The 15,185-nt window shown below is 45.1% G+C and carries 19 protein-coding genes; 6 read left to right on the forward strand and 13 right to left on the reverse strand.

Going from position 1 to position 15,185, the window contains the following annotated elements:
- Position 1: 1 nt before the first annotated feature.
- The 3 genes from H569_RS0111210 to H569_RS0111220 form a co-directional block, all read right to left on the reverse strand.
- Entirely contained in the window at positions 2-1,165 is a 1,164-nt protein-coding gene (locus H569_RS0111210; protein ID WP_027365063.1) for an anti-sigma-I factor RsgI family protein, read from the reverse strand.
- 149 nt (positions 1,166-1,314) lie between these two features.
- Complete coding sequence (locus H569_RS23345; RefSeq protein ID WP_257720105.1) at positions 1,315-1,437, reverse strand: hypothetical protein; 123 nt, start codon at positions 1,435-1,437, stop codon at positions 1,315-1,317.
- Between the two features lie 11 nt (positions 1,438-1,448).
- On the reverse strand, positions 1,449-1,697 hold the full coding sequence (locus H569_RS0111220; RefSeq protein ID WP_027365064.1) for a hypothetical protein: 249 nt from the start codon (positions 1,695-1,697) through the stop codon (positions 1,449-1,451).
- A gap of 347 nt (positions 1,698-2,044) precedes the next feature.
- Between H569_RS0111220 and H569_RS0111225 the strand changes: the two genes are divergently transcribed.
- The 3 genes from H569_RS0111225 to H569_RS22775 are packed head-to-tail and all read left to right on the forward strand — an operon-like array spanning position 2,045 to position 4,219.
- Positions 2,045-2,611 (forward strand): FeoB small GTPase domain-containing protein, encoded by a 567-nt coding sequence (locus tag H569_RS0111225; protein WP_027365065.1) that lies wholly within the window; start codon positions 2,045-2,047, stop codon positions 2,609-2,611.
- Positions 2,592-4,046: a ferrous iron transporter B gene (locus tag H569_RS0111230; RefSeq protein ID WP_027365066.1), complete on the forward strand. Its 1,455-nt coding sequence runs from the start codon at positions 2,592-2,594 to the stop codon at positions 4,044-4,046. The genes H569_RS0111225 and H569_RS0111230 overlap by 20 nt, the downstream gene beginning before the upstream one ends.
- Complete coding sequence (locus H569_RS22775) at positions 4,046-4,219, forward strand: hypothetical protein (protein WP_169726465.1); 174 nt, start codon at positions 4,046-4,048, stop codon at positions 4,217-4,219. Before H569_RS0111230 ends, H569_RS22775 begins: the two co-directional genes overlap by 1 nt.
- A 92-nt stretch (positions 4,220-4,311) precedes the next feature.
- On the opposite strand, the gene H569_RS0111240 is transcribed toward H569_RS22775, so the two are convergent.
- Positions 4,312-5,553 carry an IS110 family RNA-guided transposase gene (locus tag H569_RS0111240; RefSeq protein ID WP_027365067.1) on the reverse strand — a complete coding sequence of 414 codons (1,242 nt, stop codon included), beginning with the start codon at positions 5,551-5,553 and terminating at the stop codon, positions 4,312-4,314.
- A gap of 290 nt (positions 5,554-5,843) precedes the next feature.
- On the opposite strand from H569_RS0111240, the gene H569_RS21855 reads away from it, so the two are divergent.
- A complete protein-coding gene (locus H569_RS21855; RefSeq protein ID WP_207637553.1) occupies positions 5,844-6,146 on the forward strand; it encodes a FeoA family protein in 303 nt (100 codons plus the stop codon).
- Positions 6,147-6,300: 154 nt separating this feature from the next.
- On the opposite strand, the gene H569_RS0111250 is transcribed toward H569_RS21855, so the two are convergent.
- From H569_RS0111250 to H569_RS0111260, 3 genes are read right to left on the reverse strand one after another with little or no spacing between them, the layout of a single operon-like run.
- A complete protein-coding gene (locus tag H569_RS0111250; RefSeq protein ID WP_157833520.1) occupies positions 6,301-6,954 on the reverse strand; it encodes a hypothetical protein in 654 nt (217 codons plus the stop codon).
- 39 nt (positions 6,955-6,993) lie between these two features.
- Positions 6,994-7,707 (reverse strand): RNA polymerase sigma-I factor, encoded by a 714-nt coding sequence (gene sigI / locus H569_RS0111255; protein WP_051273599.1) that lies wholly within the window; start codon positions 7,705-7,707, stop codon positions 6,994-6,996.
- A gap of 43 nt (positions 7,708-7,750) precedes the next feature.
- Positions 7,751-8,218, reverse strand: coding sequence for a hypothetical protein (locus tag H569_RS0111260; protein ID WP_027365071.1), 468 nt, complete (start codon positions 8,216-8,218; stop codon positions 7,751-7,753).
- A 305-nt stretch (positions 8,219-8,523) separates the two neighbouring features.
- On the opposite strand from H569_RS0111260, the gene H569_RS0111265 reads away from it, so the two are divergent.
- Both H569_RS0111265 and H569_RS0111270 read left to right on the forward strand, forming a co-directional pair.
- Positions 8,524-9,207, forward strand: a complete 684-nt coding sequence (locus H569_RS0111265) for a response regulator transcription factor (RefSeq protein WP_034630364.1) — start codon at positions 8,524-8,526, stop codon at positions 9,205-9,207.
- Positions 9,208-9,233: 26 nt separating this feature from the next.
- Complete coding sequence (locus H569_RS0111270; protein WP_027365073.1) at positions 9,234-10,631, forward strand: sensor histidine kinase; 1,398 nt, start codon at positions 9,234-9,236, stop codon at positions 10,629-10,631.
- Positions 10,632-10,912: 281 nt separating this feature from the next.
- Here H569_RS0111270 and H569_RS22560 read toward each other — a convergent pair whose 3' ends face one another.
- From H569_RS22560 to H569_RS0111305, 6 genes are all read right to left on the reverse strand, one after another.
- Positions 10,913-11,149: a hypothetical protein gene (locus tag H569_RS22560; RefSeq protein ID WP_157833522.1), complete on the reverse strand. Its 237-nt coding sequence runs from the start codon at positions 11,147-11,149 to the stop codon at positions 10,913-10,915.
- 139 nt (positions 11,150-11,288) lie between these two features.
- Positions 11,289-11,492, reverse strand: coding sequence for a hypothetical protein (locus H569_RS22565; RefSeq protein ID WP_157833523.1), 204 nt, complete (start codon positions 11,490-11,492; stop codon positions 11,289-11,291).
- 306 nt (positions 11,493-11,798) lie between these two features.
- Complete coding sequence (locus tag H569_RS0111285; RefSeq protein ID WP_114679293.1) at positions 11,799-12,239, reverse strand: YqhR family membrane protein; 441 nt, start codon at positions 12,237-12,239, stop codon at positions 11,799-11,801.
- 203 nt (positions 12,240-12,442) lie between these two features.
- On the reverse strand, positions 12,443-13,999 hold the full coding sequence (locus H569_RS0111295; protein WP_027365077.1) for a methyl-accepting chemotaxis protein: 1,557 nt from the start codon (positions 13,997-13,999) through the stop codon (positions 12,443-12,445).
- A gap of 221 nt (positions 14,000-14,220) precedes the next feature.
- Positions 14,221-14,757 (reverse strand): hypothetical protein, encoded by a 537-nt coding sequence (locus H569_RS0111300; RefSeq protein WP_027365078.1) that lies wholly within the window; start codon positions 14,755-14,757, stop codon positions 14,221-14,223.
- 93 nt (positions 14,758-14,850) lie between these two features.
- Positions 14,851-15,156, reverse strand: a complete 306-nt coding sequence (locus H569_RS0111305) for a hypothetical protein (RefSeq protein WP_027365079.1) — start codon at positions 15,154-15,156, stop codon at positions 14,851-14,853.
- Between the last annotated feature and the right edge of the window lie 29 nt (positions 15,157-15,185).

Here is a 15,185-nt window from a genome sequence, read left to right on the forward strand (position 1 = left end):
ATCAATCCCAGCTATGGGATTCTGATCTTTCATTATCCTGATAACTATCCTGATAATTATCCTGATAGTTATTTTGATCAACTCTGTCATTGCTGTCATGTTCCCCGGCAGGCATGGTGTTATTTGGTGCCGAAGACTGCCAGGCGGCATTTTGCCCGTCCATCTGCCCTGTAACTGCTGCATGTTGATCCGGTGAAGCGCAGCCGTCATCATCAGAAAAATTTAGTGCCCCATTTTGTGTATTGGCATTGGTTTGGCCGGCTGGTGGGCTTGTGGGCCGCCATGTTTGCTCTCCATGTTCCTCATTACCTTCATCTTCCCCGGCAGGCCGGGAGTTGTTTGTTGCTGTGGGTTGGCCGGCTGAATTACGGCCCGGCCAGGTTACCTCACAGCTGTTCTCCCCAAACCACCGGGGTATATCCGCCTGATGGTCTTCCATTACCTGCGCGAGACCCTGGTTTTGTAACTCCTGCTGGTCTATATTGACACCATTTTCCCTGGCCCGCTCCGACATAATGACCTGGTTTACCGAGTAGCCTGATTGCTTGGCGCTTTGCCACTGGTCACTGTCGGCCACGTTTACCACCACATAGCCGGGGTAATGTCTGGCGCTCAGTTCATCATGGATAATGGTGCGGAGTTTAGCTTCGTTAATCCGATAACTGGATGAACCACTGGCCTTAGTGATGCCGGCCATCACAATATTATCTTTTTGGCCGTCTAAGTAGCCCGCTTTACCGGCATTTTGAACGATTTCCCTAACAGCCAGGTAAACATCTTTATTTTTTAAATCCAGTTGATCCAACAGGGCTTTACCCGCTTCATTAAGCGCGGTAACCTCCGTTATTTTTCCCCGGTCATCTACGGCTAATTGCAAACTGGGTTTCATGTCCAGGGTAACATAGGCGGATACGGGCGTTACACCAAATGTGCCGAACATGCCGATGGCCAGCACCACCAGCAGCACGGCGGCGGCCGCCAGCCATTTGGTATGCAGCAGGCCGCCGATAGCCCTTTTTTCAGCAGGCAAATCAACTTCTATAGTTGCCCCTAAGGGCGGGACAACGCCAGGCAAAGGCAGGCGCCTGATTTGCTTGTCAGCTGTAAAAACCACCATTACTCCGTTTTCTTGATCAACTTTGGCCACGATGGCTTTTACCCGCATGTCCCACTACCCCTTTTCCACCAACATCCGGTCCGACAAATACATCATCATTCAAGACTATGATTCCGCTTGTATAAATTTTCGAAACCAGATGTGATTTTATGTGGGTAAATTTCAAGAAAGAGGTTGTCTTATTTAATTAATTTTGATTATGATTTAGCCTTTTTGTGTTCATCCTGAAGAGCTATCTCGACAGCCATCATTTCCGCCTGGTAGAAAGGCTGCTCCAGGTTTATTTCCATCCATTTACATAAATAGCTCAATATTCTCATACTAATACTCCTCACATACAAATAGCTGCTCTCATTACCTTCATCATCATCCTGTATCCCGTCCCGTTTATTAGTAATCGATCTCCCGGCCGCAGATCATCAATAAGTATGTGACTACCGTCGGTATCAAACAAGTTTGATGGCGTAATATTGTAATTTGTCACATGACCCAAAGCATCACTTACCCCGATTAAACCGTTTTCCACGTCTATCTTGACTATCGTTCCGGTGGTAGCCAATACGCGCATGTTTTTTCTCATGTTGCACCTCCAGAATTAATTAAGTTATGTACGGAACCAAACAAAAATAAGTATTCGGCTGACGCTATTAAAAAAGGGGGAATAGGGGCGAGTTTTCCCGCCCCCACAGGGAATTAAGAGGAAAGGTGCTGGTTATAAATATAACTTATTAATGTATTAGCAGTGTTACAACAATTTAAATTATTTGTGACAAATCGTCACTGCTAATGTGCAACCATTAAAAATCCGGGACTTTTCCAATGTCACAAAAATGTTAAACAACTGTCACATAGTTGTAACATTTATGCGGTAAGGTTTAGTATATAAATGATAACGATTATCATTATTAGTCAAGGGAGGCTGTCTCAATGCTTAAAAAGTTTAAAAAGCGCAGTAAATGCTGCGGAGGAGAACAAAATCCATTGGAATTTCACGGCCTGAAAAAGATTGTTTTGGTGGGTAACCCCAACGTGGGTAAAAGTGTTTTGTTTAACCGTTTAACCGGGGCTTATGTAACCGTATCAAACTACCCGGGTACGACCGTTGAAGTGTCCCGGGGCAGGGGTAAAATCGGAGACGAATATTTCGAAGTGGTGGATACTCCCGGCATGTATTCCCTGCTGCCGATCACTGAAGAGGAAGCAGTTTCCCGCAGGTTATTGCTCAATGAGCACCCCGAAGCAGTGGTCCACGTGGTAGACGCCAAGAACATCCAAAGAATGCTGCCGCTGACGCTGCAGCTAATTGAGTCCGGACTGCCCGTAATTTTGGTATTAAACATGATGGACGAAGCGAAAAAGCTGGGCCTGGAAATTGACTTACCCGGTCTGGAAAAAAGCCTGGGTATTCCGGTAATCAGTGCAGTTTTTATTAAAGGCACGGGTATAGAAGAACTGAAAAGGGTGATCAAAGAAAATGCCAGACTTATTAGCTAGTGATATAAATTATGGCGATGCAATACGGGCCGCACTGGAGAAAATCGAGGGCAGTTTAAAACATTCTTATCGGCTTTCCCGAAGGACTATAGCCTTGCTTCTGTTACAAAACGATGAGGAAATCTACGAGATGGTCAAGGCGAGGGAGAATTCTTTCTCCCATATTCAAGAGATTATTACAGCAACCGCAGCGTCCTTTGACCAGCCACTGAACTATGTTATTACGATCAAAAAACAAGAACTGGTAAATGACTTGGTAACAGCTCATGTAAAAGAAAGAAATAATACAGAAACCAATAGTTTCTCCGAGTTACTTAACAAGTTAACCATTACCCCCGTGACCGGAATTCCGATTTTGCTGTTGGTGTTGTATTTCGGCCTGTATCAGTTTGTGGGAGTTTTTGGCGCGGGAACCCTGGTGGACTTCCTGGAGGCTGATATTTTTGAAAGGTATATCAACCCTTTGGTGAACGCTTTGACCGACCGGTACATACCCTGGCCGGCTATCCAGGATTTGATCGCCAATGATTACGGGATTATAACTTTGGGCGTCAGGTACGCCATCGCCATTATCCTGCCTATTGTGGGAACCTTTTTTATCGCTTTTTCCATTATCGAGGATTCGGGTTATTTACCCCGCCTGGCCTTGCTGGTGGACCGGATCTTTAAAAAGATCGGCTTAAACGGCCGGGCCGTTATCCCGATGGCCCTTGGATTCGGTTGTGACACTATGGCCACAATGGTTACCAGAACCCTGGAAACTAAAAGGGAACGGGTGATATCTACCCTTTTACTGGCCCTGGCCATCCCTTGTTCCGCTCAGCTGGGAGTCATTTTGGCCCTTTTGTCGGGTAAGCCCCAGGCCCTGGCCGCATGGGTGATCTTTATTTCCCTGGTCTTCCTGTTTATCGGCTACCTGACGGCGAAATTAATGCCCGGCGAGAAACCGTTGTTTTACATGGAAGTACCGCCGCTCAGAATGCCCACGTTAGCCAATGTTTTCAGCAAAACTTACACCCGGATGCAGTGGTACTTCCTTGAAATTTTACCGATTTTTATTCTGGCCAGTGTACTCATTTGGGCCGGGAAACTTACGGGTTTATTCGATCTTGTAATCAAGGCCCTGGAACCGGTCATGGAACTTATCGGCCTGCCCCCCGACGCCGCAGTAGCCTTTTTATTCGGTTTCTTCCGGCGGGATTACGGCGCCGCAGGGCTATTCGACCTGCAGCAAAGCGGGGCCTTGACTACAACTCAGCTGGTGGTGGCGGCGGCAACGTTAACTCTTTTTGTCCCCTGTATCGCTCAGTTCAGCATGATGCTTAAAGAGCGGGGCCTCAAAACCGCCCTGGCCATCGCCGGATTTATTTTTCCCTTCGCTTTCCTGGCGGGGTATACATTTAACCAGTTATTAAAATTGATCGGAGGGATTTGATGAAATGCAGTTTTTGCAGTATGGAATTTGATGCGGATGAGTCCAGGCAAGGCTGCTGCGGGTGTGCCATGAGCAGCTGCTGTAAAAAAATAAAATGCCCCAGGTGTAATTATGAGATGGTTCCCGAAGCCGGTTTAATCAAGCTGATTAAGAAATGGAGGGAGAAAGTCTGAAAAGAGTTGTCTGGGGTTACCTGTAAAGTAACGGACATAGCAAATAAGCCACCCAATGATGACTTAAAAAGAAAAGTATGGATTAGAAGAGATCAGGACGCCGTCATAATGCGGTAACCTTGGGTTTTAGCCAATAAAATTGCTTGTTCTACTGTTATTTCACGGGTTACTGGAAGAACATCAGCTTTTCTATATAAATCAGAATTATACAGTTCTTTCTTTTTGAGGATATTGTAAATAGCAGTAAGGAGCATTCTTGCAATTGCAATGATTGCCCGTTTATGGCCACGACGCTTTTTAAGTCTTAAATAGCGGTTACGGATTTCAGGATGCTTTGCGCTTTTAACTACAGCGGTAGCACACTGTACCAGGAGTGGCTTTAAGTAACAGCCAGCTCTTGAAATCCTTACTGACTTTTTCTTTCCGGCACTTTCGTTATTCGTAGGTGTAAGCCCTGCCCAGGAGCATATATGCTTAGCTGTCGGGAACACGTCCATATTGGCACCTATTTCAGAGACCACTGTTATGGCTGAAAAGATGTTCTTAAAGGACGGAACAGTTAAGATCAGATTAATTTCTTCTGCGTAGGGTGCGGAAAGGGAAAGGATAATTTTTTCAAGATCAGCCTTTCGTAACTTAAGATCTTCATAATGCTGTTTAATAACTTTAAGTTTTTCAGCTTGTTCAGGCGTGATTAAACCGTCAATAGCAAGCTCCAATTCGGGGAGCTTATTCTTCATAGAACTGTGAATAAGAGGTGCAATGTCAAAACTATTATCCAAAGGGTTTGCAAGAAGCCTGTTAATAATGTTCATAGAACTTTTGCCAAAAGTATCCGAAACAACATTTCCAAGCTGAATATTGGATACAGTTAAACAGTTTTGAAGCCGGTTTTTCTCGCTTGACATAAAGTTGGTAAGTTTAAAGCGGTAACGCATAAGGTCACGAAGCTGCCTGATAGCAAGAGGTGGCATAAAGCTTCCAGCTATAAGGTCATGTTTAAAAAGATCGGCAATCCATTTAGCATCCTTTTTGTCAGTTTTTTTACCACGTATTGCTTTGACATATTTGGGATGTGCCAGCGTGATATTGCAGGAATCTTCAAGTACATTAAACACGGGAATCCAGTACTTCCCGGTAGATTCCATACAAACATCCTTACAGTTGTTATCACAAAGCCACTGTAACAGCTCTTTCAATCCTTTTGTAAAGGTAGAAAAGCGATGGCTTTTGTAAGTTGTAACCCCTTTATTAGTAGAAGCAATACAAGCAACAACGAAAGTTTTGTGAACATCAATGCCACAACAAATTTGGTAAACGATTTTTAACGCCATAGATAAAATTCCTTTCAAAAAATTACGGGGATAGACAGCATTGACTGATTGCCTGGCAATAAACGAGTATTGTTTATACAAAGATAAGTCTGCGTGCTCGAAGTCACACTTATTTGTGCTTGGAAAGGCAATCTTCACATATAAAAATGCGGTCACTCCGATATTGAAGCGGCCCACTCACCTCCCCGTGATTTGTAGTTAACTGTTATCCCTATGTCTTAGAATAATAAAAGAATAGCCCGGGGCCAATACATTTCATCATGTTTTGTGCCTTGAGCGAAGCGAAAGGAATGGGAATAAAAATGAGTGTGGGCCAGGCGGCAAACTTACCTAAAAGTCTCGGTCAATTTTCAGATCAGATCAAATCAAATCTATTATTAAGTCTTGATACGGGAATTGCAGGCATGATCACGGGAATTAACACGCAAAATACCGGCGTTTTAAAAAAAATAATGGCAATGGGATTATTACCGGGTATGCCCGTTAAAGTTATCCGGAAATCACCATCATTGGTATTCAAGATAGGCAACACAACAATGGCTATCGATCATACCATTGCTCAATACATTGAAGTGCAAAGATTGGCACCATAGGAATCTACAAGAACGGATAAGCTGCCTCTGGTAATAGGCATCACTTACAGGCGGCAATATATTCGGAAACGGAAATAAAGCCGAAGCATTTTTCTGCTTTATTTCCGCTTCCGAAGTGGAGAAAAGGGATGTGGCTGTATAGATTTAGCGCCATTTAACCCACATCATTTTTATAGACTAAATTTTTAAGCCAATTGCGAACTTTCCACGGCCAGCGCTCATCCTGCTTTTCGTTAGTTCTCAACAGGTCTTCATAACAAACACCATGCTCTTGCAATACATGCTTATGTTTTTCCCAAAGGTCGAGTATTTTTTGGCTTCTGTCTTCAGCTTCAGGTTTTTGAATCAACGGGATAACATTTGTAGATGCAGCGTTTATTATGTCCAGGCCGCTCAATTTACCTGCTCTTTCAAAATGTTCATATAGGCGTAATTCAATAACCCTGCGGGCAAAGCTTAAAAAATGTCTTTCCTTCGTTTTGGGAAATATATCAATGGCTTCATCAAAAGCACTAAAGGCAATTTCCATTACTTCATCGCTACTTGTTTGTCTAAAGCGGCTGCAAATATTGGCGGAAATTTTTTTCACAAAACCTTCATTGCGTATAAGCAAAAAATTGCGGGCGTAGGGGTCACTTTGAGCCAATGATACCATCTTCCTATTTTGATCATATAACAAAAGAGCCACCTCCTGTTCAACAATATTCGAAAAACATGTCTTTATTAGATGGGTAAATACTAAAAAAAACAGGAAAGCCATTTTTACCGGCTTTCCTTTGGAGGAGGCTTGTTGATTAACTTTGGCCACGATGACTTTTACCTGCACGGGTAAACTATTCCTTTTCCGCTACTCATCCAGCCCGGCAAAATGTTTCAGCGCCGAGAATCTTTCCTCGGTCATGATCACCGCCAGGGCAATTATGTATTTGCGCCCGTTCTCCAGTATACGTTTGCTGACTTTGGCCGCCCGGGCCAGTTCTTTGGCCGACAGCCGTTTATTTTTGCGCAATGTATCCACCAAATTTAGATCGCTGCATAAGACCCTGGCCACCCGCACTAATTTTTCCCGGGCATCCCGGTGCCTAGGGCAAATATCGGCCAGCTCGTCCAATGATGTGCCGAATTCCCCCAGCCGCCGGTCCAATTCCAGCATCGTTTCCGCCAACTCCTCCTGTTCAGTTTGCAACTGGTGATTTTCCCTGTCACGGGCACATTCCACGAGGCTGATCTCCATCTCCTCTTCTGCGTTAAAACCGGATAAAGGCTGGTGCTGATGTCTTGCCTCTTTTCTAAAATAATCAATTAGCCTTTGACTGATCAGCCCGCGGGCAAAGTTGAAAAAACTGGCTCCCTTGTCCGGGTTGTACGAGTTTATGGCATCATTAAAGGCAATTAACGCAATACTTAACTCGTCATCATTTTCCCAGCTTAAAGGTCTTTTGCAAACATTAAAGCTAGCCTTTTGGATAAAAGGTTTGTATTGCTTGATTAATTCTTCCCGGGCCAGGCGGTCGCCCTTTTGAGCTGAATTAATCAGGTTTAAGGCGGTGCTGTCGTTCAAGGCCATCACTCCGCTTTGCAAATATGTTCGAAACATTAAAAAATTACCAGCACCCGTCCCGGTCCCAATAACCGTAATAGGTTTGGGGAGCATTATTCACGTCTGGTTGCTGCTTGGGGCTACCGGCGCTGGTATTGCCCGGCTTTCCGCCCGTTGTTCCGGGACCGGCCACGTAAGATGGATATGCGGGCACAGGGGGGACGGGATTTACATTATTTGTTTGCTGCCTGGGCGGTGAATCTGAAACATTGGCTGAACTGCCCGATTTTGGGTTTATATTGCTTGTTTCCTGCACCTGGCTGTTTTTTAAGTTGTTCTGTTTTTGATTCTGTTTATTTAAATCACCCTGTCCGGCTGCGGTTGCTGCAGGCCGGGCCGGCATTATATCAGTATTGAGGTATACATCGGGATTGGTGTTGATTTGATTCGCCGAAACCGTTTTCATGCCGTAGAGGGCAATCCCCACGATTAAAATGCCAATCAATAAAATGCACCCGGCAGCTTTATTCATACAGGATGCCTCCTTTACTTGTACTTTTTTAAAACTAACCTGGCCATATATATGGCCAGGAGTAGGGAAGAAAGTACTGTAAAGCGCGCATAAAGGGAACCGATTGGGCGCGCTTTACTTGTTTTTTTAGTATAATTGCTCAACTTGTCCGGCACGTTATCTAAACTTAACATTTTTGTGACATTTGAGGTTCGATTGTAATAAAAATGTTAAACTACTTAATAACTTCTGTAACAAAATTGGTTTATAATAATCTATCTATCTGCAGGTACTATTTTTTAGGTGGTGGGGATACTTTGTCCAATATGGTGATGATAGCCGATGATGACCCGCGCATTAGAAGCGTAGTGCGGTTGTACTTAGAAGCCGAGGATTTCCAGGTTATTGAAGTGGAAAACGGCGAGGCGGCGATTAAACAGCTAAGCGAAGCCCAAATAGATTTAATTATTCTGGATCTGATGATGCCGGCGATAGACGGCTGGACGGCCTGCAAATACATTCGCAAAAATACCGCGGTGCCGGTGATCATGCTTACCGCAAAAGGCGAAGAAAACGACCGTATCCTGGGGCTGGAGCTGGGGGCTGATGACTACATCGTCAAACCTTTCAGCCCGCGCGAACTGGTGGCCAGGGTCAAGGCGGTGCTGCGCCGGTCGGAAAGCAAGCAATCCGAAACTTATACCTACAAGTTTCCGGGGCTGGCTATAAATGCAGTGACGCGACAGGTGGAGGTCAATAACCGGGAAATCAAACTCACTTTAAAAGAATTCGATTTGATTCACTTGCTCGTTCAGGCCCCCGGCAGGGTTTATACCCGGGACGAGCTGCTGGAGCAGGTTTGGGGTTTTGATTATTGCGGGGATACCCGTACTGTGGACACGCACATCAACAGATTAAGATATAAAATCGAGGAGCAGGGCGGCAGCAGCGGTTTTATCCAAACCGTCCGGGGGGTGGGTTACAAATTTCAACCGGAAGATGGTCAATAAAAAACAGTATTGTAGTTAAGTTCTGGGTGCTTATTGTTACCCTGATTTTAATTGTTCTGTCTGTTTCGATTATCATCCAGTCCAATCAAATCAAGTCATTAATCTATAACCAGCAGGCCCAGTTTTTTATTTATGAGGCCAAAGAGGTATCCACCATCATTAAAGACAAATCATCACCGGAAGTGGTTAATGAACGGTTGCGCATTCTGGCCCAGTTTTTAAACGCCACCATTTTAATTTATAACCGGGACGGTGATTTAACCACGGCCCAGAAGACGCAGCATGAGGAACATGACCACGTTATTTTGGATAAAGAGTTTTTAGCGAGGGTATTGCAGGGGGAAAATATCATCCATTCCGGCAAGGTGAATAACTACCCGGTTGACGTTTTCCTGGTTGCCGTGCCGGTCAAAGATCGCAATAAAATTACCGGGGCCGTGGTGATCTACAGCCCCCTGGCACCCCTGGAGCAGCAAATAAAAAACATCAGGCAAATTTCCTTTTGGGGTGCCCTGCTGGGCATGGGGCTGGCCACGATCCTCAGCGTGTTTATCTTAAAGACCATGACCAGGCCGCTGTTAAACATGGAAGCAGTGGCCCATGCCATTGCCGCCGGCGAATTCGGCAAACAGGTGCCCGTGGTTACCAATGACGAAGTGGGGAAACTGGCTTCTTCGCTCAACAATATGTCTTTACAGTTAAAGGAAAAAATTGAGGCCATCGAGCGGCTGGATAAAACCAGGCAGGAGTTTGTCTCCAATGTTTCCCATGAACTGCGCACACCGCTGACCGTCATCCAGAGTTTTTCGGAGGCAATTTTGGACGGGCTGGTTAAAGGGGAAAAGGAAAAGGATTTTTACCTTAAAAATGTTTTGGAGGAATCCAAGCGGCTGAAGCGCCTGGTAAACGACCTGCTGGACTTGAAAGCCCTGGAGGCCGGGCCAACCCTGGCCGATATGGAGTATGTATTGATTTCCAAGCTGGTTATGGTCACGGCGGGGAATTTTATGAGCCTGGCCCGGGAGAAGAATATAGATTTAACCGTGACCATTAAAGACAAAGGGGTTACTGTTTACGGCAATATCGACCGGCTCAAGCAGGTGATGACTAACCTGATCGGCAACGCCATTGCGCACACCCGGCCGGGGGGCCGGGTGGCAATCAGGGAAGAGCAAAAAGATGACCTGGTATTGCTCAGTGTGGCCGACAACGGTCCGGGCATCCCGCCGGACGAAATGGAAAATATCTGGGAGAGGTTCTACAAAGTTGATAAGTCCAGGGCCAGGGGTGCGGGGGGCACGGGGCTGGGCCTTGCCATTGCCAGGCGGATTGCCGAGCTGCACGGCGGGACAATTACGGTGGATAGTGTATTGGGCGAAGGGGCGGTTTTCACCATAGCCCTGCCCATTGCCAATGATGTTTAAAGCCGGTGGTCATGTAAGCGTGAAGGCAGGTTACCCAGCCTGCCTTTTTTGTTTATTTCTTTATAAGCATAGAAATGTTCAATAGCTCCTCAGAGTTACATGAAATATTATTATTTGATTAATAAACTAATTATATATATAAGCATCTTATTATTTTTAATCAAAAAGGCATTGCTATGGACTTAAATTTTTTTGATAATTGGCATGTAATGTCACTTTGAAGCTGGCTGGCGGGCAAAAAAAAGAACTGCTTTTTAAAGCAGCTCCTTTTAATTGGCAGCCTACCAGCAGCCCCAACCCCAACCATTACCATTACCATTACCCCAACCCCAACCACAATTGTACCAGTAACCATTATTGTTATGATTGTAATTGTAGGTGTACTTTTTGCTAGATTGGTTCCAGTTGGAATAATTACTCCCGTTGTTACCGCCTGAATAAGCCATCGCGGCTCCGCCAAAGGCCATAGAACCAATTAATGCCCCGGTGATAATGAACATCCGAATTCTTTTTTTCATGTACTACTACCTCCTAAACTTTTTTGGAACTTAATCTTGTTCCTTGGGATAAGTTTTCGTATGACAGGAGGAGTTTACGTGGGTAATTTATATGTAATTTTATGCCATATTTTATTCAAGTTTCCACCCGTCGGCCCAGCTAGCGCAGCGTTTCAGCCAGCACCAAACCAAAGATCGAAGAAGTGATAATGTATGATATCGCTATCTGGATAGTTACATCTCCCAGAACATTTAACCGGCGGCCTAAAGCATAAATAGCGAACCACACCAAAATTCCGTATATCAAACCTTCGAATAAATAGCGCCTGCCCTTTTGATTAAAGATTAAATAAACAAACACCATACCCAATATACCTGCGAATAATAGTTGCGCGCTTTTAGCAATCACAACCTGGGTAAAAATTAGGGCATGATGCTTATAAATTAGCTCTGCGGCAAATTCCAAAATACGTTCCTTTGAAAATGCAACAGGTAATATGATATATAATCTAATATGTACATTATTAATCCGGCAATCAGCCCGGCAATGAACCCTCTGCTTAACCTGTCTTTGAGCTGCAAAAGTCCACCTCGCTTCAAGCAATTTTTTTAAAATCAGCTCCACGGCGTTTATACTAATCCAGGTGGTGTATTATCTTAAAAAGGGTGTTTAAGTTTCCACGGTCTGATCCATCCAATGCAGCGTGGCCGCCAGCACCAGGCCGAAAACCGAAGCAGTGATAACATTTGATGTTGCCGTTTGCCAGGGTAGGTGCTCCAGCGTACCAAAAAGACGTCCCACGGTATAAATGGCAAACCATATCGTAACTCCGTAAAGCCAGCCTTTAAACAAGTAATTCTTACTCTTTACGTTAATGATAAAATAGCTGAATACTACCCCCAATACACCAGCAAATAAAAGCTGCGCCCCCTGGCCGATTAAGGCTTCAATCAGGGACGCCGCCCGGTGACCCAAAATTATCTCCGCCGCATAGTCCAACAGCCGTTCCTTGCCAAAATGCAGATAAAAAGAAATGTAGTCCAGTAAACTCATGACAATTCCCCCGGACAGCCCGGCAAAAAATCCTCTCGTCAGCCTGTCTTCCATCATAACAAGGATCACCTCGAAAGCAGTTTTCTTTATTCTGCCCGGTAAATTGGATAGTATTCTTTATTCCGACCGGTTCCTACAACCAACCTTTAAACTGCTTATAAAAAATAACACCGGGGAAGAATTAAATTTATTCCCGGTGCTTGCCATTCATTTAATATATGTTTTTATCGGCCATAAATAAAAACCAGTCAATTTTAAAGTTAGATGTTAAACCGTCCGGCCATAGTTTTAAGCTCATGGGCCATTTTGGTCAGCTCACCGGTGGCCGCCGATACTTCCTCAACTGCGGCGGTTTGTTCTTCAGTGGTGGCCGCCACATTTTGCACCCCGGCGGAGATTTGCTGTGTTGCCGCGGCCAGGTCTTGCACCTGCCCGAATAGACCACTGATGGCATCTATGATGGACTTGAAACCGTCACCAACCTCATCAATCACCACCGCGCCATCCCGCACCCTGGCGTTACCTTCACACATGGCCGCCACCGCCCGCGCCGAACCTTGCTGTACATTATTAATCAGCTTGTTTATTTCCCCGGCGGCATTGCCCGATTGTTCCGCCAGCTTGCGCACCTCTTCGGCCACCACAGCAAAACCCCTGCCCTGCTCACCGGCCCGGGCCGCCTCGATAGCCGCATTTAAAGCCAGCAGGTTGGTCTGATCGGCGATTTGGGTAATCAGTTCAACAATTTGATTTACCTGCCCCAAAGTCTCCGCCAGCTCATTTAACACCTGGTTGGCCTGGTTGCTGGACCTGATAATAACTTGCATTTGTTGGTTTACCCGCTCGATCTCTTGCGCCCCGGCTTCTGCTCGTTGGGCCGTGTTATCAGAAACTGCCGCCACATGCTGCGTATGCTTGGTAACCTGATCCACCAAAGCGGAAATCTCGCTGGTGGTGGAGGCATTTTCATTGGCGGCTGCAGCCGTCTGCCTGGCCTGATGGGACAAGTTTTCAATGGCCGCGGTCATTTTAGCGGAGATATCAACCAGTCCCTGAACCATTGTTTTAATATTTGAACGCATTTGATTAAACGTGGCGGCCAGGACACCCAGTTCATCCCTGGAATTAACCGCCAAATCGGCACCGGAGAAATCCCCGCCGGAGATCCGCTTGGCTTCCCGGGCCACATTTTTTAGTGGTACGGCAATTGCTCTACCAATCAGCAGCGCAATGGTAACACCCAACAAAAGGGTAATCACTGAAAGAATTATTATAAACCGGTTGGTTTTATCGGCCTTTTCCTGTACCATTTGCTGCATGGCTACACTGTCTTTTTCCTGAAACTGTACTAAATTATTAACCGCCTGGTTGAAATCCTTTACTATGTACTCGTTGTCCATTAGATATCTATGCAGCTCGACCGTTTTCCCTGATTGCTTTAGCAGTAAAGCCTGCTTTACATACTCATCATACTTCCCCATACGATCTTTTATCTGACTTGCTAATTGCTTAGTTTGTTCTTTATAGGCTAATTTATCAAGCTCGTTAATATGCTTATCAGTTTGGCCATCCAGGCTTTTATATTCATCTAAATGCTGTTGATCGCCAAACGATAAGTAGCTTTGCAAAGCCGATTCCGATACAATAAAAGAAACCTCAACATCTCTGGCTTCATTCAGTAGCGCCAGGTCCTGCTTGATGAAATCTGTAAATATATGTTCAACGTTCTCCAAACGAGTATAAGACACTATGTTTAAAACCAGGAAAATGGTTAATATCATCGCAAAACCTGCGAACAGCTTAATGCGAATACTCATTAATTTTCCCCCTAAATAATTGCTTACCATATTTCGACATATATTTAAATTCTAGTTTATAAGATTAATTTGTCAAGCCAAATAATACCGGTAGTTATTAATCCCCCCAATATGTCCAAAGGCCGACACAGGCTTTCCATAACAGAAAAAACGGACAGAGTACTATAAAAACAAAGCCGGGAGATTACCCGGCTTTGCAATAGAGGAAGGGGAGGAGGTTTTTACCAACAATATCCGCGTCCGTATCCGTATCCGTTGTTCCAACAATTCCAGCCATAATACTGCCTGTTGCTGTTATTATATTGCGGGGCTTGGGCAGGCGGGTTACTGGGCGCAGTTGCGTTTTGCTGGACTTGCTTGGGTTGCTGGGTCTGCTGGGTCTGCTGAACTTGCTTGGCCGGCTGGTAATTGGCCAAGTAATTTTGCATCCAGGTCTGCTGCATTTTTAACGCATTTTGGGTGTTCAGGTTGGGGTTTTGCTGCATTACGCCCTGCATCCAGGCCTGCTCCATCTTAAGGAGATCTTCTTTACTCAACCCGGTAGCTTTAACCCACTGGTCAACCATAGTCTGGTCAAGCTGCCAGCAATTCTGGATCATTTGTTGCACTTGCTCTGGTGTTACACTGGTCTGCACCGCCGCCGGAGCCTGGGCCGGCGCGGTCTGGCTGGCCTTGACGGTAGCTGCGTTGGCCACCCCCACAATGGCAATCCCCAGCGCTATGACCACTAAGGTCAAGAGCCATTTCCTGTTTTTCATTTTCCGCACATCCTTTCTTTTTATTTGAGTATTTTGCACCCGCATTATATTGTTCGTATCAAATGTTTTCTTTACGTGGGTTTTTTTATATGTTCATGCTTCCAATGCAACTTTAGTCTTGATCTGGCGAGGCGGTCGGCACTCTCTTTGATTGGCGAAACTTTCAGCCAGGTTAATATTCTTGTTAATGGGGAGATTTTGACCGGATACAATTGTTTTAATCCAGCGGAGCAAACTTTGAAAGCCTTTTGCGGTGTTCTCAAAATGTAACGGCTGCCACAGTTCCACTCCGCGATAATCATAAACTCTGGCGATGTTTTGATTATTTAACCTATTTCTACTGATAATTAAGGACTTTTCATAAAGTTGAAAGACCAGTTGTTTTTCCTTTAAGCCCATATAGCTTATCCTCCGGTAAGTGAATTATT

Origin of the sequence: Desulfotruncus alcoholivorax DSM 16058 (genome assembly GCF_000430885.1) — a bacterium.
GTDB classification, from domain to species: Bacteria; Bacillota; Desulfotomaculia; order Desulfotomaculales; family Desulfallaceae; genus Desulfotruncus; species Desulfotruncus alcoholivorax.